Source organism: Streptomyces sp. NPDC047108 (assembly GCF_040643575.1).
GTDB lineage: Bacteria > Actinomycetota > Actinomycetes > Streptomycetales > Streptomycetaceae > Streptomyces.
In genome coordinates, this window is record NZ_JBEYUP010000001.1 from 183,946 (window position 1) to 208,446 (window position 24,501).

18 protein-coding genes and 1 pseudogene are annotated in these 24,501 nt (G+C 72.2%); 12 read left to right on the forward strand and 7 right to left on the reverse strand.

All coding sequences use genetic code 11. The features are described 5' to 3' along the window. Positions 1–97 precede the first annotated feature (97 nt). The 9 genes from ABZ822_RS00805 (at position 98) to ABZ822_RS00845 (ending at position 8,831) form a co-directional block, all read left to right on the forward strand. A complete protein-coding gene (locus tag ABZ822_RS00805; RefSeq protein WP_360845339.1) occupies positions 98–328 on the forward strand; it encodes a helix-turn-helix domain-containing protein in 231 nt (76 codons plus the stop codon). An 84-nt stretch (positions 329–412) separates the two neighbouring features. Then, a complete protein-coding gene (locus ABZ822_RS00810; protein WP_360845341.1) occupies positions 413–1,678 on the forward strand; it encodes a site-specific integrase in 1,266 nt (421 codons plus the stop codon). 248 nt (positions 1,679–1,926) lie between these two features. Then, positions 1,927–3,603 carry a penicillin-binding transpeptidase domain-containing protein gene (locus ABZ822_RS00815; RefSeq protein ID WP_360845343.1) on the forward strand — a complete coding sequence of 559 codons (1,677 nt, stop codon included), beginning with the start codon at positions 1,927–1,929 and terminating at the stop codon, positions 3,601–3,603. A 217-nt stretch (positions 3,604–3,820) separates the two neighbouring features. After that, the gene (locus ABZ822_RS00820) at positions 3,821–4,321 is read left to right on the forward strand and encodes a YbaK/EbsC family protein (protein WP_360845345.1); all 501 of its coding nucleotides are present in this window, start codon (positions 3,821–3,823) and stop codon (positions 4,319–4,321) included. After that, positions 4,318–5,169, forward strand: coding sequence for a DMT family transporter (locus ABZ822_RS00825; RefSeq protein WP_360845347.1), 852 nt, complete (start codon positions 4,318–4,320; stop codon positions 5,167–5,169). The genes ABZ822_RS00820 and ABZ822_RS00825 overlap by 4 nt, the downstream gene beginning before the upstream one ends. A 173-nt stretch (positions 5,170–5,342) precedes the next feature. Further along, positions 5,343–6,569, forward strand: a complete 1,227-nt coding sequence (locus ABZ822_RS00830; protein ID WP_360845349.1) for a hypothetical protein — start codon at positions 5,343–5,345, stop codon at positions 6,567–6,569. Between the two features lie 187 nt (positions 6,570–6,756). Continuing rightward, a complete protein-coding gene (locus tag ABZ822_RS00835) occupies positions 6,757–7,653 on the forward strand; it encodes a hypothetical protein (protein ID WP_360845351.1) in 897 nt (298 codons plus the stop codon). Between the two features lie 215 nt (positions 7,654–7,868). Next, complete coding sequence (locus tag ABZ822_RS00840) at positions 7,869–8,165, forward strand: hypothetical protein (RefSeq protein WP_360845353.1); 297 nt, start codon at positions 7,869–7,871, stop codon at positions 8,163–8,165. A 210-nt stretch (positions 8,166–8,375) separates the two neighbouring features. Next, positions 8,376–8,831 carry a VOC family protein gene (locus ABZ822_RS00845; RefSeq protein ID WP_360845355.1) on the forward strand — a complete coding sequence of 152 codons (456 nt, stop codon included), beginning with the start codon at positions 8,376–8,378 and terminating at the stop codon, positions 8,829–8,831. Between the two features lie 84 nt (positions 8,832–8,915). On the opposite strand, the gene ABZ822_RS00850 is transcribed toward ABZ822_RS00845, so the two are convergent. Together ABZ822_RS00850 and ABZ822_RS00855 are read right to left on the reverse strand one after the other, a co-directional pair. Further along, a complete protein-coding gene (locus ABZ822_RS00850) occupies positions 8,916–9,701 on the reverse strand; it encodes an SDR family NAD(P)-dependent oxidoreductase (protein ID WP_360845357.1) in 786 nt (261 codons plus the stop codon). A gap of 229 nt (positions 9,702–9,930) precedes the next feature. Continuing rightward, on the reverse strand, positions 9,931–11,142 hold the full coding sequence (locus ABZ822_RS00855) for a serine hydrolase domain-containing protein (protein WP_360845359.1): 1,212 nt from the start codon (positions 11,140–11,142) through the stop codon (positions 9,931–9,933). A gap of 227 nt (positions 11,143–11,369) precedes the next feature. Between ABZ822_RS00855 and ABZ822_RS00860 the strand changes: the two genes are divergently transcribed. Then, positions 11,370–12,707, forward strand: a complete 1,338-nt coding sequence (locus ABZ822_RS00860; protein ID WP_360845361.1) for a haloacid dehalogenase-like hydrolase — start codon at positions 11,370–11,372, stop codon at positions 12,705–12,707. 122 nt (positions 12,708–12,829) lie between these two features. Here ABZ822_RS00860 and ABZ822_RS00865 read toward each other — a convergent pair whose 3' ends face one another. The 3 genes and pseudogenes from ABZ822_RS00865 to ABZ822_RS00875 all read right to left on the reverse strand — a co-directional run bounded on the left by ABZ822_RS00865 (position 12,830) and on the right by ABZ822_RS00875 (position 15,668). Next, positions 12,830–13,618, reverse strand: a complete 789-nt coding sequence (locus ABZ822_RS00865; RefSeq protein WP_360845363.1) for an ABC transporter ATP-binding protein — start codon at positions 13,616–13,618, stop codon at positions 12,830–12,832. Continuing rightward, positions 13,606–14,367 (reverse strand): cobalt ECF transporter T component CbiQ, encoded by a 762-nt coding sequence (gene cbiQ, locus ABZ822_RS00870; protein ID WP_360845365.1) that lies wholly within the window; start codon positions 14,365–14,367, stop codon positions 13,606–13,608. The genes ABZ822_RS00865 and cbiQ overlap by 13 nt, the downstream gene beginning before the upstream one ends. A gap of 3 nt (positions 14,368–14,370) precedes the next feature. Continuing rightward, positions 14,371–15,668 (reverse strand): annotated as a pseudogene (locus ABZ822_RS00875) (energy-coupling factor ABC transporter permease). A gap of 242 nt (positions 15,669–15,910) precedes the next feature. On the opposite strand from ABZ822_RS00875, the gene ABZ822_RS00880 reads away from it, so the two are divergent. Then, positions 15,911–17,968, forward strand: a complete 2,058-nt coding sequence (locus ABZ822_RS00880) for an MDR family MFS transporter (protein WP_360845368.1) — start codon at positions 15,911–15,913, stop codon at positions 17,966–17,968. A 100-nt stretch (positions 17,969–18,068) separates the two neighbouring features. Here ABZ822_RS00880 and ABZ822_RS00885 read toward each other — a convergent pair whose 3' ends face one another. Both ABZ822_RS00885 and ABZ822_RS00890 read right to left on the reverse strand, forming a co-directional pair. After that, positions 18,069–20,321: an MMPL family transporter gene (locus tag ABZ822_RS00885; RefSeq protein ID WP_360845370.1), complete on the reverse strand. Its 2,253-nt coding sequence runs from the start codon at positions 20,319–20,321 to the stop codon at positions 18,069–18,071. 118 nt (positions 20,322–20,439) lie between these two features. After that, positions 20,440–21,036: a TetR/AcrR family transcriptional regulator gene (locus ABZ822_RS00890; protein WP_360845372.1), complete on the reverse strand. Its 597-nt coding sequence runs from the start codon at positions 21,034–21,036 to the stop codon at positions 20,440–20,442. Positions 21,037–21,197: 161 nt separating this feature from the next. Between ABZ822_RS00890 and ABZ822_RS00895 the strand changes: the two genes are divergently transcribed. Continuing rightward, positions 21,198–24,479, forward strand: coding sequence for a S41 family peptidase (locus ABZ822_RS00895; RefSeq protein ID WP_360845374.1), 3,282 nt, complete (start codon positions 21,198–21,200; stop codon positions 24,477–24,479). Positions 24,480–24,501: the final 22 nt, after the last annotated feature.

Consider the following 24,501-nt stretch of genomic DNA (forward strand, 5'->3'; position numbering starts at 1 on the left):
ACAAAAACCCACCCGCTGACCTGCGATGTAGCGGCGTAGCGGATGTAGCGGACCTGAGAGAGGCCCGGCCTTCCACCGCATTCATGAAGGGGATCGCATGGCAACGCCGTCTGCCAGCAGCACTCTCCGGTCCGGGCTCCCGGATCAATACCTCACGCCAGAGGACCTTGTGAGCCTGTTCCGCCTGGAAAGCGTCGAGACCGTCTACGCCTGGCGCAAGAAGCGAACAGGTCCCCCTGGGTTCCGCATCGGCAAACACCTGCGATTCGACCCTGCCGCCGTCCATCGCTGGATCAAAGACCTCATGGCGGCAGAAGACATCGCCTAGCCCAGCAATCAACTCGCCTCAGTCAAACGGGAGGGCCGCTTCGCGGCCCTCCCGTTCGCATGCGCATCGAAAGGTCCAACTCATATGGCAGGCCACATTCAAGACCGCTGGTACAAGTCGGAGAAGACTGCTGATGGCAGCCTCCGTAGGGTGAAATCCGATCGTCATGGATCGGGCATGCGGTACCGCGCCAGGTACATCGGCCCCGACGGCACCGAGAAGAGCAAGTCGTTCCGTGACAAGGAGAAGCGACTCGCGGACCAATGGCTCGCTCAGATCGAAGCGGACATGTCGCGCGGTCACTACGTCGACCCCCGTGCCGGAAAGACGACTTTCCGGCAATACGCGGAGCGCTGGGTCAAGACGCACACCGGCGAGATCAATAGCCGTGAGGCTGCGGAACGTCGGCTGCGGCTCCATGCCTACCCCCACATCGGCTCCCGCCCGCTCGGCTCGTTCAAGCCTGAGCACATCCGCGTCTGGATCGCCGACCTGGAAGCAACCGTGCCCGCTGAATCCCACCGCCGCATCATCGTCGGCACCGTCTCCGCAGCGCTGAGCGCTGCTGTCGATGACGGGCTCTTGAGCAAGAACCCGTGCCGCGCGCGTACGGTCCAGCTCCCGAAGCCAGGAAAGCCGCGCGTCACACCGTGGACGGCCGAGCAGGTCTTCGGCGTACGCGCAGCCCTCCCGCAGCGCTTCCGCGCGGCCGTGGACACGGCTGCGGGCTGTGGCCTACGCCAGGGCGAGGTCTTCGGTCTGGCCGTGGAGGAGATCGACTACGAGGGTGGTTGGCTGGCCGTGGGCCACCAGCTCAAGCGCATCCGAGGCAAGTACGTCTTCGCCCTGCCGAAGGGTGGCAAGGTCCGGGACGTGCCGCTCCCGAAGGCAGTGGCCACAGCGCTTCGAGAGCACTCGAAGGCGTTCGAGCCCGTCACAGTGACCCTTCCATGGCGTACGCCCGAAGGCCCTCTCGTGACGAAGCAGCTCGTCTTCAGCGGAGGCGTGGGGAAGCACGTCCGGGTGAGTCACTTCAACGATCACCACTGGAAGCCTGCTCTGGCCACCGCGGGCATCATTCCCGATGTCGAACCGGGCGAGCGATACGCGTCGGCCCGCGAGCACGGCATGCACGCTCTCAGGCACTTCTATGCATCGGTGCTGCTGGACGCGGGCGAGAGCATCCGGGCCCTGAGCTCGTACCTCGGTCACAGCGATCCCGGGTTCACGCTCCGGACCTACACGCACCTGATGCCGAGCAGCGAAGGACGTACGCGGACGGCCGTCGACGGCCTCTACCTGCGGTCCGCTCCTCAAGATCACGGCCCAGAGACGGCCCAAGCGGCCTGATCCGGCCCCGACCGGGGGCAGATACCCTGGTCGGGGCCCTTCGGGGTTCAACACACAGACTTCATCTACTTCTGGCCGATCTACACGGGCCAGGCCATTCCCATCGAGTCGTGGCGGGACCGTATGTGGCTCGACACCTGGGTGTGATGTCGGCTTGATGACGTAGAGTTCGCCGCGCCGGGACCCCTTAATCATCTGATTAAGACACCCGGCGTTCGAGGGGTCAACGGAACTGTGGGGGTTCTGTCATGCGCAGTGGCGCGAAGGCCGCCGTCATCGGCGGTGTGTTCGCCGCAATGGTGGGGGCCGCGGGATTCGGGGCGTACGCCCTGATCGGGGGCGACGACGATTCCTCGGGGGGCCTGGATCTCGGCGCCGTCGGGGACAAGCCGTCCATCGAGACGGGCCCGCCGAGCGCGGCCGAGGTCCGCACCACGGCACGGGAGTTCCTCGGCGCATGGGAGAGCGGCAACGCCTCCGACGCGGCCTCGCTGACCGACAGCCGTGGTGACGCGAAGGCCGCGCTGACCGGCTACCGCAAGGACGCCCGTATCGAGCGCGTCACGCTGGAGCCGCGCGCGGCCACCGGCAGGACCGTGCCCTTCGACGTCAGCGCGGTGATCTCGTACCGCGGGCAGCGCGCCACCTGGACCTACGACTCCGCCCTCACCGTGACCCGCCAGAAGACCACCGGCCGGGCCGTCGTCGACTGGAAGCCCTCCGTCGTCCACCCCGGACTGCGCGAGGGCGACAGCCTGAAGACAGGCGAGGCAGACGCGCCGCCCATCAAGGCGGTCGATCGCGACGGCGCCGAGCTGAAGGAGAAGGAGCACCCGGGGCTGCACGGCGTGCTCGCGGCCCTGCGGGAGCGCTACGGCGACAAGGCGGGCGGCAAGGCGGGCGTCGAGTTGTGGATCGCGCGCGCGAAGGACGCGAAGGACAAGGGCGAAGGCGGTGCCGGGGAGGCAGGGAAGCGTCCCGACGAGACACTGAAGGTGCTCTCCAAGGGCACCCCCGGCACGCTCCGCACGACCCTCGACTCGGGCCTGCAGGCCTCGGCGGAGAAGGCCGTCGCCGGGCACGGCAAGGCGGCGATGGTCGCCCTCAAGGCGAGCACGGGCGAGATCCTGGCCGTGGCCAACTCCCCGGCGTCGGGCTTCAACACGGCGCTCCAGGGCTCGTACGCCCCGGGCTCGACCATGAAGGTCATCACCTCCTCGCTGCTGCTGGAGAAGGGGCTCGCGGGCTACGACAAGCCGCACCCGTGCCCCAAGTACTCGACGTACGGCGGCTGGAAGTTCCAGAACGACGACAAGTTCGAGATCAAGCACGGGACGTTCGCGCAGAGCTTCGCCCGCTCCTGCAACACCGCCTTCATCTCGCAGGCCAAGAAGCTCGACGACGGCGACCTCACCCGGCAGGCGCGTGAGGTCTTCGGCATCGGTCTCAACTGGCAGACCGGCGTGCCGACGTTCGACGGGTCGGTGCCGGTGCAGAGCCAGGCACAGATGGCCGCCTCCCTCATCGGGCAGGGCGGCGTCCGGATGAACCCGCTGAACATGGCGTCGGTCGCCGCCACCGTGCGCACCGGCTCCTTCCACCAGCCCTTCCTCGTCGCGCCCTCGGTGGACGACCGGCAGGTCGCCAAGGCCTCCCGCGCGCTCTCACCGGCCGCCGCGGACCAGCTGCGCAGCCTGATGCGCCTCACCGCGACGGCGGGCACGGCCGCGGAGGCCATGGCCGGCGTGGGCGGGGACATCGGCGCGAAGACGGGCTCGGCCGAGGTGGACGGCCAGAAGGAGGCGAACGGCTGGTTCACGGCGTACCGCGGGGACCTGGCCGCCTCGGCGGTCGTGCCCGGCGGCGGGCACGGCGGTGAATCGGCGGGGCCGCTGGTGGCCCAGCTCCTGCGGCAGGGCGGCTGATCCGTCGCGGGCGACGGGTGCTGGACGAGACGGCGGGCGCCGGGGTCGAACCTCGGCGCCCGCCGCCGTCCGCACCGCGGTCCGCACGAGGGGCCGCGGGTCACGGTCCGCACGCCGCCGACCGGGCCGCCCGCACGATCCGCGCGCCGCCGCGTCCCTGCCGCGCGGTGGGAATCACACTCGCGTGGCCCCTGCGCGCACCGCTAGCGTCGGCCCCATGGCCACACCCCCTGACCCACCGCACGGCGAGGCCCATCCCCAGTTCGCCGCGGCGCTGCGCGAGCTGGCACTCGACGTCGAGGTGCGGCGTTTCCCCGACGCGACGCGTACGGCCGTGGACGCGGCGGCGGCCGTCGGCTGCGAGCTGAGCCAGATCGTCAAGTCGCTGATCTTCGAGGCCGACGGGCAGCCGGTCCTGGTGCTGATGGACGGCGCGTCCCGCGTGGACACCGAACGCGTACGGGCCGTGCTCGGCGCCTCGGAGGTCCGCCGCGCGAACGCCGCTCTCGTACGGGAGACGACGGGCTACGCGATCGGCGGCGTACCGCCCTTCGGGCACCGCACCCGGACGCATGTGCTCGTGGACCGCGGCCTGCTCGCGCACCCGGTGGTCTGGGCGGCCGCCGGCACCCCGCACACCGTCTTCGCGATCGGCCCCGAGGCCCTGGTCCGGCATGCGGGCGGGACCTTGGCGGACGTCCGCGAGCGGTCCGCGTGACACCTGTCGTCGCGGCGGCCGTCCTGCTGGCGGCGGTCACCCACGCGAGCTGGAACGCGGTGGCCCACCACATCAAGGACCAGCTGGTCGCCTTCACGCTGATCGGCACGGCGGCGGGCGTGTGCGGCCTGACCGTCGCGCTGTTCGTCCCCTTCCCCCGGGCCGCGGCGTGGCCGTGGCTGGTGGCCTCCGTCGTGGTGCACATCGCCTACCAGGCGCTGCTCATGCGGTCGTTCGCGCTGGGCGACTTCGGCCAGATGTATCCGATCGCGCGGGGCACGGCACCGCTGGTCGTCACCGTCCTGGCCGCCGTCCTCATCGGCGAGGTGCCGGACGGATGGGCGTCGGCGGGTGTGGCCGTCGCCTCGGCGGGACTGGTCGGCGTGGCGCTGTGGGGCATCCGCGGGAGCGGTGCGCGCCCGCACTGGCCGGCGCTGTCGGCGGCCCTCGCGACGGGGCTGGCCATCGCCTCGTACACGGTGCTCGACGGCATCGGCGTCCGCTCCTCCGGCACGGCCCTCGGGTACGCCGTGTGGCTCGTGGCCCTCCAGGGGCTGGTGATCCCGGCGTACGCGCTGGCCACCCGCGGCACCCAACTCCTCCCGCAGCTCCGCCCGGTGGCCGCCCGCGGCCTGCTCGGCGGTGTGCTGTCCCTGACCGCGTACAGCCTGGTCCTGTGGGCCCAGACGCGCGCCGCGCTCGCGCCCATCGCCGCGTTGCGCGAGTCCTCCATCATCGTGGGCGCGGCGATCGGTGCGCTCTTCTTCAAGGAGCGCTTCGGCGGGCCGAGGATCGCGGCGGCGGGGCTGATGGTGGTCGGCATCGGCCTGATGCTGCACGCCGGTTGACCCGCGCGGCCCTCTTCGGAGGGACGCGGACGTCAACCCCGCGGATCCGCCGTCCGGGGGGTCTGGGACGCGTCACCATGTCCGCCCGGGCAAGGCGGGCGTTGGACCAGCAGCGTCAGAGCCGCGACCGCGGCCACCGTCCCGGGAGGAACACAGTGCAGGCACATCGGGTGATGACCGCCACGTCCGTCGTGGCTCTGGCCCTGGCCGGACCGACGGTCCTGGGAGCGTCGGCCGCCGCAGCGGACACCCCGGGGGCCACGACCACCGGCGGCTCGGCCCCGGTGGGCAACGCCGTGCAGCAGAACACGTCCCAGAACTCCCGCCAGAACAACCACTGCTCCGACCCCAACGCGCTCTTCGACACGCCCCTGACGGCCACGGGGTCTCGGGTCGAGGGACGCTGCACGACCGGCGACGGCTCCTTCAACCACGGCGCATTCGTCAAGAGCGGCGGCGCCGACGCGGAAGGCGGGTCCAGCGGCAACGTCCTGGTCCAGCAGAACACCGCGCAGCAGGGCCGGCAGAACACCAACTGCGCGGACTCCAACCTGGTTCCGTTCCGGCTGACCGGCAGCCGGTCCGAGAGCCGCTGCGCGGACCGGGACGACTCGTTCAACCGGAACACGCGGTACGAGGGCGGCGGCGCCGACGCGAACGGCGGCTCGTCCGCGGCGGGCAACGCCTTCCAGCAGAACACCGCTCAGGAAGGCCGCCAGAACGCCAACTGCGCCGACCCCAACGAGACGAGCTTCGCCGTGACCCAGGGGCGGCTGGACAGCTTCTGCGGCAACAAGGACGACTCGTTCAACGAGGCGTCCGCCGTCAAGGGCGGCGGTGCACGGACCGACGGCGGCAGCGCCGCGACGAGCCTGGTCCAGCAGAACACCGCGCAGGAAGGGCGGCAGAACGCCAACTGCACCAACGCGAACGCCTCGACGGTCCTCGTCACCGGGGGCCGCCTGGACGGGAGTTGCCGGCACGTGGACGGCTCGCTCAACCGCAAGACCTTCGTCAAGGGGAAGGGCGCGAAGGCCGACGGCGGTTCGTCGCTCGCCTCCGCGACCGAGCAGAACGTCGCGCAGGAAGGCCGGCAGAACAGCAACTGCGCCAACCCCAACGACACCACCCTCACCGTGACCGGCGGTCGCGGCGAGGCTCACTGCACGGCGCTGGACCGCTCCGGGAGCGTGGGCACGGCGGAGTTCAGCGGCGGCGCGGAGGCGGAAGGCAGCTCTTCGGCGGTCGACGTGTACCAGCAGAACGTGGCGCAGGAGGGCCGGCAGAACCTCAACTGCGCCAATTCCAACGGCGCCACGGTCACGCTCTCCGGTGCCCGCAACGCCACGCGCTGCGTGGCCGTCGACGACTCGAAGAAGCTCGGCTGGTACCCCAGGTGAGAGAAGGGGTCACGCGCGCGTGGCCCCGTCTCCCGTTGCCGTCGGGGCTGTTCGCCGGGGCCGCCCGTCCGGACTGTCCCTTCGGGGACGGTTCGTTGGCATCAAGAACGTTACTTTCCCGGTGAATCGGGAGTTATGGATCGTGGCGATCGTGCCGTAGTGGGGACACGGAGCCGGGTTCGAAGCGATGACAGGAGACACCACGATGGGGCAGGGACGGCACGCGTCACCGAAGGCGACCATGCTGCAGATCCGCCGGGTGGCCGCGGCTGTGCTCACCACCGGGGCCCTGGTCTCGGTCGGCAGCGGCCAGGCCTTCGCCGACGTCATGGACGGCAGCCCGTTCAGCGGGCAGGAGAATCTTGACCAGGACGGCGAGCAGAACCTGGACTGCGGCAACTCGGCCCGGCTCGTGCGTGTCAACATCGCCGAGACCAAGAACCGCGAGAAGAAGTGCATCGACACCGACGGCCGTACGCGTCACCACACCGGCCACTTCGGCGGCGCGAAGGCCGTCGGCGGCACCACGATCGGTCCCCAGGTCAACACGGCGCAGTCCGGCAAGCAGAACCTCAACTGCGGCAACTCCGCGGACCTCGTCACGATCAACATCCTGGGCACCATCAACCAGGAGACGACCTGTGTGGCGGTCGACCCCGGGAAGAAGCGCGGACAGCGCGGCCACATCGGCCACGGGGGTCACGGTGACCACGCCGCAGGGGCCAGGGCACTGGGCGGGACCTCGATCGGGCAGCAGGTGAACACCGCGCAGACCGGCAAGCAGAACCTCCGCTGCGGCAACGCCTCCGACACGCTCACGGTCAACATCCTGGGCACCATCCGCAAGCACACCACGTGCATCGCGGCCGACCAGTCCCAGAAGAAGGGCTCCGCGAGCAGCTACCGCGGACCGGCCTCGGCCGACGCGGGCCAGGTCGTCGGCCCGGAGACCAACACCGGTCAGAACGGCCGCCAGAACCAGACCTGCGGCCACCCCGGCACCGGCATCGACCTGCCGCTCGGCCAGATCAAGCGCAAGACCCAGTGCGCTACGCAGGACCGCTCCTTCACCCAGGGGCGCTGAGCCCCGGGGCGACCCACCACAGCCCGACCCTGCCGCGCCGGTGACCTCCTCGGTCACCGGCGCGGCCGCGTTCCCGGGCAACGGCGCGGGGCGGCCGGCCCGCGAGCCGCGGGCCGCTCCCCCGCGCGCCGCTCACGAGGCAGAACCGGCGCCACGACCCTACGGTGGTCACAGAAGCGCCTTTGCGCGCGGCGGAAGCCTCGGAGGAGGCCGTGATGGAAGATCACTTCGTCTGGATGACCACGCGCCGCATCAAGCCGGGGATGCTGGAGGACTTCGAGCGGGCCTGGCGCCCCGCCCCCTATCCCGAGGGACTGCGGCACGCGTACGCCTACTGGTCCGAGGACGGGCTGGAGATCATCGGGGTCTCGTTCTGGGACTCGCGGGAGTCGTGCGACGCATGGCGCACCTCCGCAGGGGAGGCGCAGCGGCGCGAGGCGATGGCTCCGTACGTGACGGAGGAGCGGGAGGCGTTCTACCGCGGCCGCGAACTCGCCATCCCCGTGCGCTGATACGGGCCCGGGCCGGCCGCGCGGGCGCGCGGCGGTCCGCGTGCGCCTGTACGTCCCCGTGTCCTGGGGACCGGGTGGGGATTCGCTTCACCGCGCTGGTCAGGAGCCGATGTCGGTGGCCGGGTCTAGTCTGCGGATGCGGTGGTGCCGCGGCTCGTGACGTCGAGGCGGCGGCTCAGGGCTGGGCGGGACGCGCGGACGGGAGACAGCATGGCGACGACGCTCCAGATCACGATCGACTGCGCCGATCCGGCGCGGCTGGTGCGCTTCTGGGCCGAGGCCCTGGGCTATGAGGCGGAGTCTCCGCCGGGCGGGTTCGCGAGCTGGCGGGAGTACTGGCTCGACAGGGGCATTCCGGCGGAGGAGTTGGGGGACGAGAGCGACGACGGGCCCGATTCCGTCGTCGACCCGGGCGGGGTGGGGCCGCGCCTGTGGTTCCAGCAGGTGCCGGAGTCCAAGGTCGTCAAGAACCGCCTCCATCTGGATCTCAAGGTGAGCGGCGGCCGTACGGTCCCCCTGGAGACGCGGCGGCAGCGCGTCGACGCCGAGGTGGACCGGCTGGTGGCGGCGGGGGCGACCCGCGTGAAGGTGCTCGCCGTCGACGGCGCGGACTACTACGCGGTGCTGATGCGGGACCCGGAGGAGAACGAGTTCTGTGTCGCCTAGCGCGGCGCGCTTTCGCGCCGTCGCCCCGTTCGTCCTCCCGTAGCGGCCCTGGCGTCCTCCCGTAGCACCGTCCCGGTGCGCCGGTCAGTCGCCGCGCAGGGCCCTGCGGAGGCCGAGGTTGGCGATGAGCAGACCGCCGTCGACAGGGAGCGTCGTACCCGTGATCCAGGCGGCGTCGCGCGAGGCGAGGAAGGCGACGGCGGCCGCGATGTCGTCGGGGCGGCCGACCCGGCCGAGGGGGTAGTGGGCGGCCGCGCGGTCCAGCGCCTCCGGCCGGTCGTCCCAGCCGGGTGTGCGGACCGTGCCGGGGACGACGAGGTTGACGCGTACGCCGCGCGGTGCGGCGTGGACGGCGAGCGTCCGCGTGAGGGAGGCGAGTCCCGCCTTGGCCGCGCTGTAGGCGTGGTTGCCGAAGTCCCGTTCGCCGTTGACCGATCCGATGCTCACGATCGCGCCCCGGCCGTCCGGCGCCGCGGCCAGGTGGGGCAGGGCCGCGCGGGCGCAGCGGAAGGCGCCGCTCAGGGTGGCGTCGAGGTCCCGGTTCCAGGTCTCGTCGGGCTCGTCCTCGAAGGCGGGAGCGTCGGGGGTGCAGGAGAAGGCGTTGTTGACGAGGACGTCGAGCGAGCCGAAGCGCGCCACGGCATGCGCGACGGCGGCCTCGACCGCGCCCCGGTCCGTGACGTCGCAGGCGAGCGCCTCCGCCCTGCCTCCGGCGTCCCGGACCCCGGCCGCCGAGCGCTCGGCGCGCTCGGCGTCGAGGTCGGTGACGAGGACCCGCGCCCCTTCGGAGGCCAGCCGGCGGGCGGTCGCCTCGCCGATGCCCCGGCCCGCGCCGGTGACCAGAACGCCGTACCCCTCGAATCGCCGCATGCCACGGCCCCTTTCCGCTGCCGTACGTCGTCCCGACCGGGCGACCGCGGGGCTCGCCTGCCCCGCGGGGCGGAGGGGGCGGTGCGGGGCACGGCCGGGTAGGGCAGCGTACGGTCCGTGCGCCGCGGGGCGAAGACCCCGCGCCCAGGCCGCCCGTGGGAACCCGCCTCACCCGCAAGCACACGCACCGCGCACGGCGCCCAGGTCGCGCCCGGTGCGGTAGCGGAGGTCAACTCCCCTGAGCCGGAAGGCAGTCGTGGACCGCGCGGACCAGGGCCTGGGCCCGCGGGTCCGCAGTGACGTTTTTCTGCATGCCGTTCGTGACGTAGGCGAACGCCGTGCCCGACTCCGGATCGGCGAAGGCGAGGGAGCCGCCGCGTCCCGGGTGCCCGAACGAACCCGGGGACAGCAGCGGGCAGGCCGGGCCGTGCAGCATGTAGCCCAGTCCGAAACGGGTGTTGACGACCAGGACACGGTCCGGCCCCGCGGACTCCTCGGTCCGCGCGAGGGTGAGGGTCGCCGGCGCGAACAGGCGCCGGCCGGTGCCGGGATCCGGGCCGATCAGCGCGGCGTAGAACCGGGCGAGCGAACGGGCCGTCGCCACACCGTTGGACGCGGGCAGCTCCGCGGCGCGGTAGGCCGGGTCGTTCTCGTCCGGGAGCGGGTCGATGGCGCCGAAGGCGCGGCGCGTGAGGGAGGACGGGTCCCGGTAGGCGTCGGTGACCGTGCGCTTGGGCCGGACCCGTAGACCGCGGGAGGCGGGGCGCGGTGGCGCCTCGACGTCGGCGAGGCGGCCGGTCCGTGCCTGCTCGCGCTCGGGCAGGCCGATCCAGAGGTCGAGGCCGAGCGGCACGGCGATCTCCTCGGCCGCCCAGCGGCCGATGCTGCGCCCGGTGACGCGGCGGACGAGTTCGCCGAGCAGCCAGCTGTAGGTCTGGGCGTGGTAGCCGTGCGCGGTGCCCGGCTCCCACTCGGGTGCCTGCGCCGCCACGGCCTCCGGTCCCGCGACGCCGTCGGCGGCACGGGCCGGCGTGAGCGGGGTGTCGAGCACGGGCACCCCCGCGCGGTGGGAGAGCAGATGCCGTACGAGGACCCGGTCCTTGCCCGCGGCCTTGAACTCCGGCCAGTACGTGCGGACCGGGGCGTCCAGGTCGAGCCGGCCGCGCTGGTGCAGCATCAGCGGCACGGCGGCGGCGACGCCCTTGGTCGCGGAGCGGACGACCTGGGCGGTGTGCTCGCCCCAGGGTTCCGCGGCGTCGGCCGCACCCGCGCCCCCGAAGGCGTCGGCATGGGCCGAACCCGCCCACAGGTCGACGACCTTGTGCCCCCGCGCGTACACGGCGACGGCCGCGCCGCGGTCCCCCCGCTGCTCGAAGTTACGGACGAACGCGTCCCGGACCGGCTCGAAGCCGTCGGCCACCCTGCCCTGGACGTCCACCACGGGTCCGTTCCCCCTGACCTTTCCTTGCACCGACAACCCCCCATAGTGCCTGGAGGCCGCCGCGGCGGCTCACCCGGGGCGGGACCGGCTCCCGGTGCGGACACGGAGGGGTGCCACCAGGGGCCCCGGGACGGACGGGCGCCTGTAAGGTCCGTGATCAGCGCCGCCACGGCCCCGCGCCGGAGTCCGGTGCGCAGGATCCACCCCCCACGGCCAGGAGGTCACGCATGGTGCACAGACAGGCCCTCACGACGGGGATGACGGGGATGACAGCGCTGGCGGTCGCCTGCGCCGTCGCGTTCGCCGCGGCCCCCGCCGCCACCGCCGGGAGCAGCCCCGGTGAGTCCCGGGCCGACTGCCCGCGCCTGAGCACGAAGCTGAAGTGGTACGGCGACAACCGCGAACGGCTCCAGCGCATGATCGACGAGCAGGGCACCTGTTCCGGGAAGTCCGCGCGGTCCGGCCCATCCGGCCAGGGGCGTGAACAGGGCGACGGACAGCGGCCGGTGGCGGCGTTCGACTGGGACAACACCGTCGTCAAGAACGACGTCTCCGACGCGACGCTCGCCTGGATGCTGCGGCACGACAAAGTCCTCCAGCCGCGGAGCTGGAAGTCCACCGACAAGTGGCTGACCGACGACACGCACCGCGCCCTGACCCGCGCCTGCGGCACGTCGGTCCCCGCCGGCCGCCCGCTGCCGACCTCCACGGACACCGGTTGCACCGACGAGATCCTCGACGTCTACCTCGACGAGGAGACCTCGGACGGCAAGGCGGCGTTCGCCGGTGAGTGGAACCACCGGCGTACCGTGCCCGGTTACGTCTGGCTCACCCAGCTCTTCGCCGGGCACAGCCCCGCCGCCCTGACGGGCTTCGCGCGCGAGGCGCGCAAGGAGGCCCTCGCCGCGCCGGTCGGCTCGGAGCAGAAGGTCGGCACCCACACCATGGCCGGGTACGTCCGCTACTACGAGCAGCAGCGCGACCTCATCTCCACGCTGCGGAAGGCCGGGTTCGACGTCTGGATCGTCTCGGCGTCCGCGGAGCCGATCGTCCGGGCCTGGACCCCGGGAGCCGGGATCCCCGGGAACCGGGTCATCGGGGTGCGCAACGTCGTCGAGGACGGCCGCCTCACCACCGGCGTGCAGGGCTGCGGCGACGTGAAGGACGACACCGGCGGCGACGTGCTGACCTACATGGACGGCAAGCGCTGCTGGCTCAACAAGGTCGTCTACGGCATCGAGGGCGCGGAGGCCTTCCGCCTCCAGGACCCGGCGCACCGGATCGCGTTCGGCGCGGGCGACGCGGAGACCGACGTGACGTTCGTCGACGACGCCACCGCCGGGCATCTGGCCGTCAACCGGAACAAGACCGAGCTGATGTGCCGGGCGTACGACAACGCGGACCGGCGCTGGCTGGTCAACCCGATGTTCATCGAGCCCGATCCGAAGCAGAAGACGCCGTACCCGTGCGCGACGGAGGGCTACATGAACACCGACGGCGTGGCGGGCCCGATGCGCCGCGCGGACGGGTCGGTCGTCCCCGACCAGAAGGACCGGGTCTTCTGACCTGCCGACGGCACCCCGACCGCACCCGACGGCACGAGGGCACAAGGGCACAAGGGCACACAGCGGCACATGAACGCGGCGCGGCGGCGTGACCCCCGGACCGGACTGCTCCGGCCCCGGGTTCACGCCGTCGGCACCGTCACCGACCGCGGGTCGAAGCCGAACGGCAGCTCCAGGCGGTGGGTGCGCATCAACTCCTCGTCGCACAGCAGGTCCTGGGTGCGTCCGTCCGCGGCGATGACGCCGCCGCTCAGCACCACCGACCGCGGGCACAGCTCCAGCGCGTAGGGCAGGTCGTGGGTCACCATCAGCACGGTGACGTCCAACGAGCGGAGGATGTCGGCCAGTTCACGCCGTGAGGCCGGATCGAGGTTGGACGACGGCTCGTCGAGGACGAGGATCTCCGGCTCCATGGCGAGGACGGTCGCGACCGCCACGCGCCGCCTCTGCCCGAAGGAGAGGTGGTGCGGCGGCCGCTCGGCGAACTCCTCCATGCCGACGCGCTCCAGTGCGGTGTGCACGCGGGCCTGGAGCTCCGGTCCGCGCAGCCCCGCCGCGGCCGGCCCGAAGGCGACGTCCTCACGGACGGTCGGCATGAACAACTGGTCGTCGGGGTCCTGGAAGACGATGCCGACCCGGCGGCGGATCTCGGCCAGGTTCCGCCGGTCCACCGGCAGGCCGGCGACGCGCACCGTGCCCGCCCCGCCCGCCAGGATGCCGTTGAGGTGCAGGACGAGCGTGGTCTTGCCGGCACCGTTGGGGCCGAGCAGGGCGACCCGCTCACCGCGCGCGACGGTCAGGTCGACGCCGAAGAGCGCCTGATGGCCGTCGGGATAGGCATACGCGAGCCCGGAGACCTCCAGCGAAGGGGCGCCGGCCGCGTCGGAGAAGTGAACGGTCACAGGGTCCATCCCATCAGGCAGACGGCGAGCGCCGCGACGGGCAGGGCGGCGGCGTACGACCACTGGGCGCGGGTGGCGGTCACCTCGTCGATCACCGGCATCGCGCCCGCGTAGCCCCGGCTGACCATCGCCAGGTGCACGCGCTCCCCGCGCTCGTAGCTGCGGATGAACAGCGCTCCGGCCGACTTGGCCAGCACGCCCCAGTCCCGCACCCCGCGCGCCTGGAAGCCGCGCGAGGCTCGTGCGATGCGCATCCGGCGCATCTCGTCCGTGATCACATCGCCGTAGCGGATCATGAAGGACGCGATCTGGACGAGCAGCGGCGGCATCCTCAACCGCTGCAGTCCGAGCAGCAGTTCACGTAGTTCGGTGGTGGCGGCCAGGAGCACGGAGGCGGCGACGCCGAGCGTGCCCTTGGCGAGGACGTTCCAGGCGCCCCAGAGCCCGGACGCGCTGAGCTGGACGCCCGCGACCTCCACGTACGGGCCGCCGGCCACGAACGGCATCAGCACGGCGAACGCCACGAACGGCACCTCGACGAGCATCCGCCGCAGCACGAATCCCGGCGGGACGCGGGCGGCCGTGGCCACGGCGGCGAGCAGCAGCGCGTAGACGCCGAAGGCCCACATCGCCTCGCGCGGCGTGGACACGACCACCAGGACGAAGCACAGGGCGGCCGCGAGCTTGCAGTGCGGGGGGAGCCGGTGCACGGGCGAGTGGCCGTGCCGGTAGAGCTTGTGCGCGTGCCCGGCTCCCATCGCTCAGCGCTCCCCGGACGCGGGGGACGGTGAGGACGCCGCGGTGGACGCGGAGGCGGTCGGCTCCTCGGACACGGTCGACTCCCCGCGCGCGGTCGTCTCCCCGGACGCGGTCGTCCGCGCGGCCGGGCGGCGGCGGATCGCCCAGAACACACCCGTGCCGACGGCCAGGGTCGCGCCCACGCCGATCACGCCCGCGAGGCCGCCGGACAGACGGGCGTTGGCGAGATCCCCGGTCTGGTAGTCGGCGAGGGGGGAGTCCTTGGCCGCGTGGTCCTCGGCCTTCTTGTCGATGCCGTGGTCGGCGGCGACCTTCTCCAGGCCGTCGGGGTTCGCGGAGGCGTAGTAGCTGACGATTCCCGCGAGGAACAGCGCCGCGAGGACGCCGGCGATCCAGACGCGCCGGACACCGCGCGGGGTGCGGCGGACGGGCTCGGGGGTGGTGCCGGTGGTGTCGGTGCTGGCGGCCATCAGACGTTCCGCTCCTTGGTCCGCTGGGTGTCCGGGCGGTCGGCGCCCGGCTTCGGGTCGGCGGCGTGCTCGACCACGTGTCCGGCCGCGACGGGCTCGGCCGCCACGGGGCCGGGCGCGGCCGGTGCCGCCGCGGAGGTGGTGCGCAGGGTGAGGGGCCGGGCGAGACCACGCGCGCCGTACACCAGATCCGGCCGTACGGCGATCACGGCGCCCACCGTGAGCGCCGTGATCGCGCCTTCGCCGATACCGATCAGCGTGTGGACGCCGACCATGGCCGTGAAGACCGTTCCGATGGCCACGTCGGTGGTGCCGCCGATGGCGTAGAGGCCCGTGAAGGCGACCGCGGCCGCCGGTACGGAGACCAGCGCGGCGACGAAGGCCGCTCCGGTGACCGAGCCGCGGCTCGGCGGCAGGACCTTCACCAGCCCGCGGAAGATCCCGTACGCGACGACGACGGTCACCACGCCCATCACGGTGATGTTGACGCCGAGGGCGGTGAGCCCGCCGTCCGCGAACAGCACCCCCTGCATCAGCAGGACGACGGAGACGCAGAGGACGCCGGTGTACGGGCCGACGAGTATCGCCGCGAGGGCGCCTCCCAGGAGGTGTCCGCTGGTGGCGACGCCGACGGGGAAGTTGAGCATCTGCACGGCGAAGATGAAGGCGGCGACGAGACCGGCGAGCGGCGCGGTGCGCTCGCCCCCGAGCCCGTCGGCCGTGCCCAGCTCGCGCCGGGCGCCGCGGAGGCTCACGGCGACCGCGGCCGCGGCCACGACCCCCGTGGCCACCGACACCGGGGCGTTGATGAATCCGTCAGGGACATGCATGGCGGTTCTCCGCTCCTGGGATCCGTGTGGGTTCTGCTTGCGTCTGCGCTGCGCGTGCGGGAGGTCCGGAAAGGCAACGTTTCGGTCGACCGTTTCCGGTCAACCGCTCGATGATAGTCGGCACCTGCGAACCCTTTGCAAGAGCGAGTGCACCGCGAAAGCAAGCGCGCTCCGCTCCGCGCGCCCCCGGCCGTCAGGCCCCATGGGTGGCGGCGCGGCCCGGACGGCCGAATCCTGAAGTCATGACCAGGGCAGCCGAGCCGCCCGCGGAACCGCTCCCCGCCGAGCCGCTCCACCCCGCGCCACCGGTGCTGAGCAGGCGCCGGACCAACGCGGTGTTCGTGACGATCGTGCTCGGGCTGATGCTCGCCGCCCTCGACCAGCTGATCATCTCCACGGCGCTGCCGACGATCGTGGCGGAGCTGGGCGGCGCCGGGCACATGGCCTGGGTCGTCACCGCGTACCTGCTCACCGAGACGGTGGCGACGGTGCTCGTCGGCCGGTTCGGCGACGTCTTCGGCCGGAAGGTGGTCTTCCAGGTCAGCGCGGTCGTCTTCGTCCTCGGCTCGATCGCGGCGGGCGTGGCCGGCAGCATGCCCGTCCTGATCACCGGCCGCGCCATCCAGGGCGCCGGAGCGGGCGGCCTCCTGGTGACGGCCATGGCGCTGATCGCCGATGTGATCCCGCTGCGGCAGCGCGGCCGGTACCAGGGCGCGCTGGGCGCGGTCTTCGGCATCACCACGGTGGTCGGCCCGACGCTCGGCGGATTCCTCACCGACCAGGCCACCTGGCGCTGGTGCTTCTACGTGAACATCCCCATCGCCGTCGTCATGCTCGTCATGGCGGCGCGGACGATCCCCGCGGTCCGGGCGGCGGTGCGTCCGGTGATCGACTACAAGGGCATCGTCCTGGTCGCCCTCGGGGCATCGGCCCTGGTCCTGGCCCTGGAGTGGGGCGGTCGGGTCTACGCCTGGAACTCGGCGATCGTCATCGGGCTGCTCGCCGCCTCGGTCGCGCTCCTGACCGGGTTCGTGTTCGCCGAACTCCGGGCCCGGGAGCCGGTGATCCCGATGGATCTCTTCCGGAACCCGGTGTTCACGGTCTGCTCGATCCTCAGCTTCATCGTCGGCTTCTCACTGCTCGGCGCCCTGACGTATCTGCCGACCTATCTGCAGTACGTCGACGGCATCACCGCGACCGCGTCCGGAGTGCTCACCCTGCCCCTGGTGGTCGGGCTGCTGGGGACGGCCGTCCTCTCGGGCGAGGTGGTCAGCCGCACCGGCCGGTACCGCGTCTTCCCCGTCCTCGGCACCGGTCTGATGACGCTCGGCCTGCTGCTGATGTCCACGATGGGCGCGAGTACGGGGGTGTGGCTGGAGACCCTGTACATGTTCGTGCTGGGGCTCGGGATCGGGCTGACCATGCAGGTGCTGACGATCGTGGTGCAGAACACGGTGCCGTACCACGAGTTGGGCGCCGCGACGTCCGGCGTCACGTTCTTCCGTACGCTCGGCGCCGCCTTCGGCACGGCCGTCTTCGGGAGCCTCTACGCCGGCAGGCTGGAGCCGAACCTGGCACGGGCGCACGCCGAGGCGCCGGGGGTGCCGGACGCGGTGGTGCAGAGCCCGGAGGGGCTGCACGGGCTGGATCCGGACGTGGCGGCCCCGTTCATCGGCGCGTACGCCGAGACCGTGGCCAACGTCTTCCTGTGGGTCGTGCCCGTCGCGCTCGCCGGGTTCCTGGTGTCGTGGTTCCTGAAGGAGGTGCCGCTGCGGGACAGCGCCCGGGCCGGGGCTCTGGACATCGGCGAGGGGTTCGCGGCGCCCGACGCCCCGGACACGGACCTGCAGCTGGCCCGTGCCGTCGCGGGGGTGATGCGCAGGACCGAGAAGCCGCTGACCGCGGAGCTCCTCGCCGACTGCGGCAGCACGCTGTCTGCGGGCGAGGCATGGGCGCTCGGCCAGGTCCACTGGCGGACACGGGCGGGGAGGCGTACGGATCCGGAGGCGGTGGCGGCCGCCCACCGGATGCCGGCGGAGGTGCTGGAGCCGGTCTTCCGGCAGGTGGTGGGCGCCGGGTACGCGGCGTGGGGCGCGGAGGGACGGCTCCGCCTCACCGCCGCCGGGCGCTCCGAGATCGACCGCCTCACACATGCCTGGCGGCATTGGCTCGACACCCGGCTGGAGGACTGGGACGTCCGCGACCCGGACGACCGGGCACGGCTCGACCGGGCGCTGGACCACCTGGCGGAGGAGCTGCTGGAAGAGGAGGAGGCGCGGTACGCGCGGACCCCGGTGTGACACCCGCGCCGGACAGGGCCCGCCCCGCGCAGGATCCTCAACGGGCCGTGCCCGCCCACCCCTTGAGGGGCGGACGGGCACGGGGCACCGCCGGAGCCGATCAGACCCGGCTGAGCTCGGAGTCCTGGGCGTCGCCGGCCGCGGCCTCGCCTTCCGCCGACCCCGCGGCGGCCGGCTTCTGCAGCCGCTCCCCCTCGACGTCGACGTTCGGCAGCACCTTGTCCATCCAGCGCGGCAGCCACCACGCGGACTTGCCGAGCAGGCCGAGGACCGCGGGAACGATCGCCATGCGCACCACGAACGCGTCGAAGAGGACGGCGACGGCCAGACCGAAGCCGATCATCTTGACCATCGACTCGGAGGAGCCGATGAATCCGGCGAACACGCTGATCATGATGACGGCGGCCGCGGTGACGACCCGGGCGCCGTGCCGGAAGCCCGTGACGACGGCCTGGCCCGGCCGCTCACCGTGGACGTACGCCTCGCGCATCCGGGTCACCAGGAAGACCTCGTAGTCCATCGCCAGGCCGAAGACGACGCCCACCATGAAGATCGGCACCATGCTCATCACGGGCCCGGTCTGCTCGACGGCGAAGACATCGGCAAGCCAGCCCCACTGGAAGACCGCGACCACCGCGCCGAGTGCGGCGACGACGGACAGCAGGAAGCCGAGCGCCGCCTTGAGCGGGACCAGGATCGACCGGAAGACGACCATCAGCAGCAGGAAGGCCAGTCCGACGACGAGCGCGAGGTAGGGCACGAGCGCGTCGTTGAGCTTCTTCGAGACGTCGATGTTCATCGCGGTCGTGCCGGTCACGAGGGTGTCCGCGCCGGTGTCCGCCTTGAGGCCGTCGGACGCGTCCCGGATGTCCGCGACGAGGTTCTCGGTGTCGACGCTGCTCGGCTTGGACTCCGGGATCACCGTCAGCATGGCGGTGTCGCCGGACTTGTTGAAGGTGGGCTTGGTGACGCCCGCGACCCCGTCGACGCCCGAGACGGTCTTCACCACGCGCTGCGTGGCCGCCTTCGGGTCGTCGCTGTCCTGGGCGTCCACGGCCAGCATGAGCGGTCCGTTGACACCGGGGCCGAAGGACGTGGCCAGGGTGTCGTACGCCTTGCGCTGGGTCGTGCTCGTCGGCTTCGCGCCGTCGTCGGGCAGTCCGAGCTCCAGCGAACTGACGGGCAGGGCGATCGCGCCGAGTCCGATGACACCGGCCAGCAGCACCATCACGGGGCGGCGCAGGACGAAACGGGCCCAGCGGGTGCCCATGTTGGGCTTCTCCTCGGCGGCCCCGGCCGCCCCGTCTCCGTCCTCGCCCGCCGCGGCCAGCTTCTTGCGGGCCGTGCGGCCGAGGACGCGGCCGCGTGCGTAGCCGAGCAGCGCCGGGATCATCGTGAGCGCGATGACAACGGCGATGGCGACGGTGCCGGCGGCGGCCATGCCCATCTTGGTCAGCATCGGGATGTTGACGACGGCGAGGCCCACGAGGGCGATGACGACGGTGAGTCCGGCGAAGACGACCGCCGAGCCCGCCGTGCCCACGGCGCGTCCCGCTGCCTCCTCGGGCTTGTTGCCCTCGACGAGTTCGGCGCGGTACCGGGAGACGATGAAGAGCGCGTAGTCGATGCCGACGGCGAGACCGATCATCGTCGCCAGCGTGGCCGTGGTGCTGGACAGGTCGAGTGCGCTGCTGAGCGCGGTGATCGAGGAGACCCCGATGCCCACCCCGATGAGAGCGGTGAGCAGCGGCATCCCGGCGGCGACGAGCGAGCCGAAGGTGATGACGAGGACGACCGCGGAGACCCCGATGCCGATGATCTCGCTCGCGCCGGTCTCGGGTATGGACTCCAGGGCGTCACCGCCGATCTCGACGGTCAGGCCCTCGTCGCGTCCGTGGTCCGCGGCGTCCTTCAGCGCGTCGCGCGTGGACTCCTTCAGCTCGAACGCCGAGACGTCGTACGAGACCTGGGTGAAGGCGGTCGTACGGTCCTTGCTGACGGACTTGGACTTGTACGGGTCGGTGACGTGTCCGACCTGCTGACCTTCGCCGAGTTCCCCCACGACCTTCAGCACGGCCTTGCGGTTGGCCGGGTCGGTCAGCGTCTCGCCCTTGGGAGCCTCGAAGACCACGCGGCCGGTCGCCCCGTCGAAGTTGCTGCCGGGGAAGCGCTCGTCGAGCAGGTCGAACGCCTTCTGGGCCTCGGTGCCGGGAATCGAGAAGGAGTTGGAGGTCGCGGCGGGCGCACTGGCGGCGCCGACGCCGACGGCCGCGAGCAGCGCGACCCATATGAGGACGACGAAGTGGCGCCGGCGGAAGGCGAACCGGCCCAGTTTGTACAGGAATGTGGCCATGACGAGATGCGCTCCCGTGGGGTCAAGGGGTCGATGAGGGTGTGCGGTACCGGACCGGCGACGAGAGCGGCGCGCCGGTACGGGACCTGTATGCGGTTGTGCGGGGAGATCTAAGGGGTCAGACGCCGAGGACGGGAAAGATCACGGCGTGGACGAAGCGGGTGAGGTACTCCTTGTCGGCCGGCCGGTCCTCGATCAGCTGACGGGTGAGGAACGCGCCGATCATCACCTGCGGGACCCATTCCAGAGCGGGCAGGTCGGCGGGGATCTCACCACGGGCGACCGCCCGGTTCAGCATCACGTTGATGCCGTCGATCTCCGGCTCGATCTTGAACCGGCGCAGCGCCTCGTGCAGATCCTCGTTCTGGTAGACGGCGTGGGTGAGCCCGCGCAGGAGCGCGGTGTCCATCTCCAGCCGGTCGTCGTCGGAGGAGTCCAGCAGCTCCTGGATGTCGCCGCGCAGGCTGCCGGTGTCGACCTCGGCGGGCGAGACGGGCTGGATCTGCCCCAGCGCGCGGGCGACCAGTTCGGGCTTGCTGTTCCACTGGCGGTAGAGGGTCGCCTTGCTCGAGCGCGTCCTCGCCGCGACGGCGTCCATGGTCAGGGCGTCGTAGCCGACCTCGCGCAGGAGGGCCAGCACCGCCTCGTACAGCTCGGCCTCCCGTTCGGGGGTGAGCCGGGTGCGGCGCGTCTGGGGGCGTGGCTCCGTCTGCATGGCGGGCACCTCCTTCGTCGCTCTCGGCGCGAGCGCTATCGACACGAAACCGTTTCGTACACCTCGAGAGTAGACGGGCGTCCGATCGAAACGCAAACGTTTCGCTGTGTGGTGTGCGCCACGAGTTGCCCCTCCCCGGACCGGGCGCGGACATTGGAGGAGTGAGCGACCGCGCGTATCTCCGGTACCCGCACGTCCACCAGGACCTGGTCTGCTTCGCCGCCGAGGACGACCTTTGGGTGTCCCCCGTCCCCGCGCCGGGTGAACAGGCGGAACGGGCCTGGCGGGTGACCGTAGACCGCACCCGCATCGGCCACCCCCGCTTCTCCCCCGACGGCAGCCGCATCGCGTTCACGACCTGGCGCAGCCTCGACCCCGAGATCCACCTGGCCCCGACGGACGGCGGGCCGGCGCGGCGCCTCACCTACTGGGGCAGCACCGACACCCGCGTCTGCGGCTGGAGCCCGGACGACCACATCCTCGCGGTCGCCTCGCACGGCCAGCCCTTCTCGTACTTCTCCTGGGGCTACAAGGTGCCCACCGACGGGAGCCCCGGCGGCCGGCTGCCCTGGGGCCCGATCTCCGACATCGCGATCGCCGACGTCGGCGGAGAGCATCTGACCCTGCTGCTCACCGGCAAACCACCGCACGAGCCCGCCTCCTGGAAGCGCTACCGGGGCGGAGCGACGGGCCGGCTGTATCTGCAGTGCGAGCGCCTGCTGCCGGGCATCGGCGGGCATCTGGACTGCCCGATGTTCGTCGGCGACCGCATCGCGTTCCTCTCCGACCACGAGGGGATCGGCAATCTCTACTCCTGTGCGCACGACGGCTCCGATCTGCGCCGCCACACCGACCACGAGGAGTTCTACGCACGCCATGCCTCGACCGACGGGTCGCGCGTGGTCTACCAGTGCGCGGGCGACCTGTGGCTCGCCGAGGACCTCTCGCCCGGCGGCGCGCCACGGAGGCTCGGCCTGCGGCTCGGCGGCCCGCGCGCCGGACGGCGCACCTACCAGATCCCGGCCGCCTCGCACGTCACCTCCCTCGCCGTCGACCCCACGGGGAGGGCGAGCGCGGTCTGCGTCCGCGGCAGCCTGTACTGGCTCACCCACCGCGACGGCCCCGCCCGGACGATCACCGACACCCCGGGCGTACGGATCCGGCGCCCGCGCATGCTCGGGCCCTCAGGGCGGATCGCCTACGTCACGGACGCCGAGGGCGAGGACGCGATCGAGCTCGCGGACCTCCCGCGGGCGGGAAGCGCGCGCGAACCGCGCCGGATCGCCGCGGGCGAGCTGGGCCGGGTGCACGAACTCGCCGCGTCACCGGACGGCGAGCGGCTCGCGGTCGCGGCGCACGACGGACGGCTGCTGATCGTCGACACGAGCGAGGACGGCGAGGACGGGCCCACGGAGGCAGCGGCGCCGGGTGCGGTCACGGAGGTGGTGCGCTCCGCCAACGGCCCCGTGCGCGACCTCGCCTTCTCCCCCGACTCGGAGTGGATCACCTGGTCCCACCCCGGCATCGGCCGCACCCTCCGGCAGATCAAGCTGGCCCGCCTCGACGGGCCCGGCATCGTGGACGTGACCGACGGCCGGTTCGAGGACGAGCAGCCGGTGTTCACCCGCGACGGCCGCTATCTCGCCTTCCTCTCCTGGCGCGGCTTCGACCCCGTCTACGACGTGCACACCGGCGACCTGTCGTTCCCGCTGGGCTGCCGCCCGTATCTCGTACCGCTGTCCTCCGCGACGCCCTCGCCCTTCGCGCTCTCCCCCGAAGGCCGGCCGGCCGCGGGGGGACTCGACCCGGACGTCTCGGACGGCGGCGACGGGACGGTGACGATCGAGGCCGAGGGGCTGGCGAGCCGCGTGACCCCGTTCCCGGTCCCGGCGTCCAAGTACTCCTCGCTCCAGCCGGTCGCCGGCGGCGGTCTGGTCTGGATGCGCTGGCCGATCTCCGGCGCGCTGGGCGAGACCTTCGCCAACCCCGCCGACACCACGGGCAAGCCCACCCTGGAGCACTTCGACCTCGCCCGCGCCCGGCGCACCGAACTCGTCACCCACCTCGACTGGTTCGCCCTCAGCGGCGACGGCACCCGGCTCGTGCTGGGCGACGACGACGACCTGCGCGCGGTCCCCGCGATCGAGCCGGGCGACCTCGACTCCACCGTCCACCTCGACCTGCGCCGCATCCAGCACCAGGTGGACCCGGCGGCGGAGTGGCGGCAGGCGTACGCGGAGACCGGGCGGATCGTGCGCGCGTACTTCTGGGACCCGGGGATGTGCGGGGTGGACTGGGACGGGGTGCTGGACCAGTACCGGCCGCTGGTCGAACGGGTCGCGTCCCCGGACGAGTTCGCCGACCTGCTGCGCGAGGTGATGGGCGAACTGGGCACCTCCCACGCGTACGTCGGCCCTGCCCGACGCAGCGAGGGGCCGCCGCACTACCAGCGGCCCATCGGCCTGCTCGGCGCCGACCTCGGCCGGACGGCCGACGGCGGATGGGCCGTGACGCGCATCCTGCCCGGCGAGTCCTCCGATTCCCGCGCGCGCTCGCCTCTCGCGGGCTCCGGTATCCGCGAAGGCTCGGTCCTCACGCATGTGGACGGGCGGCCGGTGGACCGGGTGGCCGGGCCGTACCCGCTGCTCACGGCGGCCGGCGGGACGACCGTCGAGCTGACGTTCCTGCCTCCGGGGGGCGAGGGCCCGCCCCGGCGCATCGCCGTCCAACCGCTCATCGACGAGCGGACGTTGCGCTACCAGCACTGGGTGAACAAGCGCCGCGAGGTCGTCCGCGAGACCAGCGGCGGCCGGTGCGGCTATCTGCACATCCCCGACATGGGCGGCTCGGGCTGGGCGCAGTTCAACCGCGATCTGCGCAAGCAGATGGCGTACGACGCGCTGATCGTGGACGTCCGCGGCAACGCGGGCGGCAACATCAGCGAGCTGGTCATCGAGAAGCTGACCCGCCGCGTGCTGGGCTGGGACCTGACGCGCAACGCCCGGCCGGTCTCGTACACCTCCCACGCGCCGCGCGGCCCGATCGTCGCGCTCGCGGACGAAATGACCTCCTCCGACGGCGACATGATCACCGCGGCCATCGAACTGCTGGGCCTGGGGCCGGTGGTGGGCCTGCGCACCTGGGGCGGGGTGGTCGGCATGACCGGGCGGCACCGGCTCGGCGACGGCACGGTCATCACGGTCCCCATGAACGCCGCGTGGTTCGAGGAGTACGCGTGGGGGGTCGAGAACCACGGCGTGGAACCGGACATCGAGGTGGACCGTACCCCGCTCGACTGGGCCGAGGGACGCCACCGGCAGCTCGACGACGCCGTGCAGCTCGCGCTGGAACTGCTGGAACGGCACCCCGCGAAGAGCCCGCCGGACTACTCCGGCGTACCGGACCTGCACCGCCCCGAACTGCCGCCGCGGAACGGCAACTGAACCGCGTACGGACGCAGGCGCG

What these genes read in the sequence shown, in the direction of transcription:
- ABZ822_RS00840 (WP_360845353.1), top strand. Translation starts at nt 7,869, where the DNA reads ATGGAAGATCACTTCGTCTGGATGACCACGCGCCGCATCAAGCCGGGG.
- ABZ822_RS00880 (WP_360845368.1), top strand. Translation starts at nt 15,911, where the DNA reads ATGACCAGGGCAGCCGAGCCGCCCGCGGAACCGCTCCCCGCCGAGCCG.
- ABZ822_RS00810 (WP_360845341.1), top strand. Translation starts at nt 413, where the DNA reads ATGGCAGGCCACATTCAAGACCGCTGGTACAAGTCGGAGAAGACTGCT.
- ABZ822_RS00835 (WP_360845351.1), top strand. Translation starts at nt 6,757, where the DNA reads ATGACAGGAGACACCACGATGGGGCAGGGACGGCACGCGTCACCGAAG.
- ABZ822_RS00830 (WP_360845349.1), top strand. Translation starts at nt 5,343, where the DNA reads ATGACCGCCACGTCCGTCGTGGCTCTGGCCCTGGCCGGACCGACGGTC.
- ABZ822_RS00865 (WP_360845363.1), bottom strand. Translation starts at nt 13,618, where the DNA reads ATGGACCCTGTGACCGTTCACTTCTCCGACGCGGCCGGCGCCCCTTCG.
- cbiQ (WP_360845365.1), bottom strand. Translation starts at nt 14,367, where the DNA reads ATGGGAGCCGGGCACGCGCACAAGCTCTACCGGCACGGCCACTCGCCC.
- ABZ822_RS00850 (WP_360845357.1), bottom strand. Translation starts at nt 9,701, where the DNA reads ATGCGGCGATTCGAGGGGTACGGCGTTCTGGTCACCGGCGCGGGCCGG.
- ABZ822_RS00845 (WP_360845355.1), top strand. Translation starts at nt 8,376, where the DNA reads ATGGCGACGACGCTCCAGATCACGATCGACTGCGCCGATCCGGCGCGG.
- ABZ822_RS00820 (WP_360845345.1), top strand. Translation starts at nt 3,821, where the DNA reads ATGGCCACACCCCCTGACCCACCGCACGGCGAGGCCCATCCCCAGTTC.
- ABZ822_RS00885 (WP_360845370.1), bottom strand. Translation starts at nt 20,321, where the DNA reads ATGGCCACATTCCTGTACAAACTGGGCCGGTTCGCCTTCCGCCGGCGC.
- ABZ822_RS00860 (WP_360845361.1), top strand. Translation starts at nt 11,370, where the DNA reads ATGGTGCACAGACAGGCCCTCACGACGGGGATGACGGGGATGACAGCG.
- ABZ822_RS00805 (WP_360845339.1), top strand. Translation starts at nt 98, where the DNA reads ATGGCAACGCCGTCTGCCAGCAGCACTCTCCGGTCCGGGCTCCCGGAT.
- ABZ822_RS00890 (WP_360845372.1), bottom strand. Translation starts at nt 21,036, where the DNA reads ATGCAGACGGAGCCACGCCCCCAGACGCGCCGCACCCGGCTCACCCCC.
- ABZ822_RS00815 (WP_360845343.1), top strand. Translation starts at nt 1,927, where the DNA reads ATGCGCAGTGGCGCGAAGGCCGCCGTCATCGGCGGTGTGTTCGCCGCA.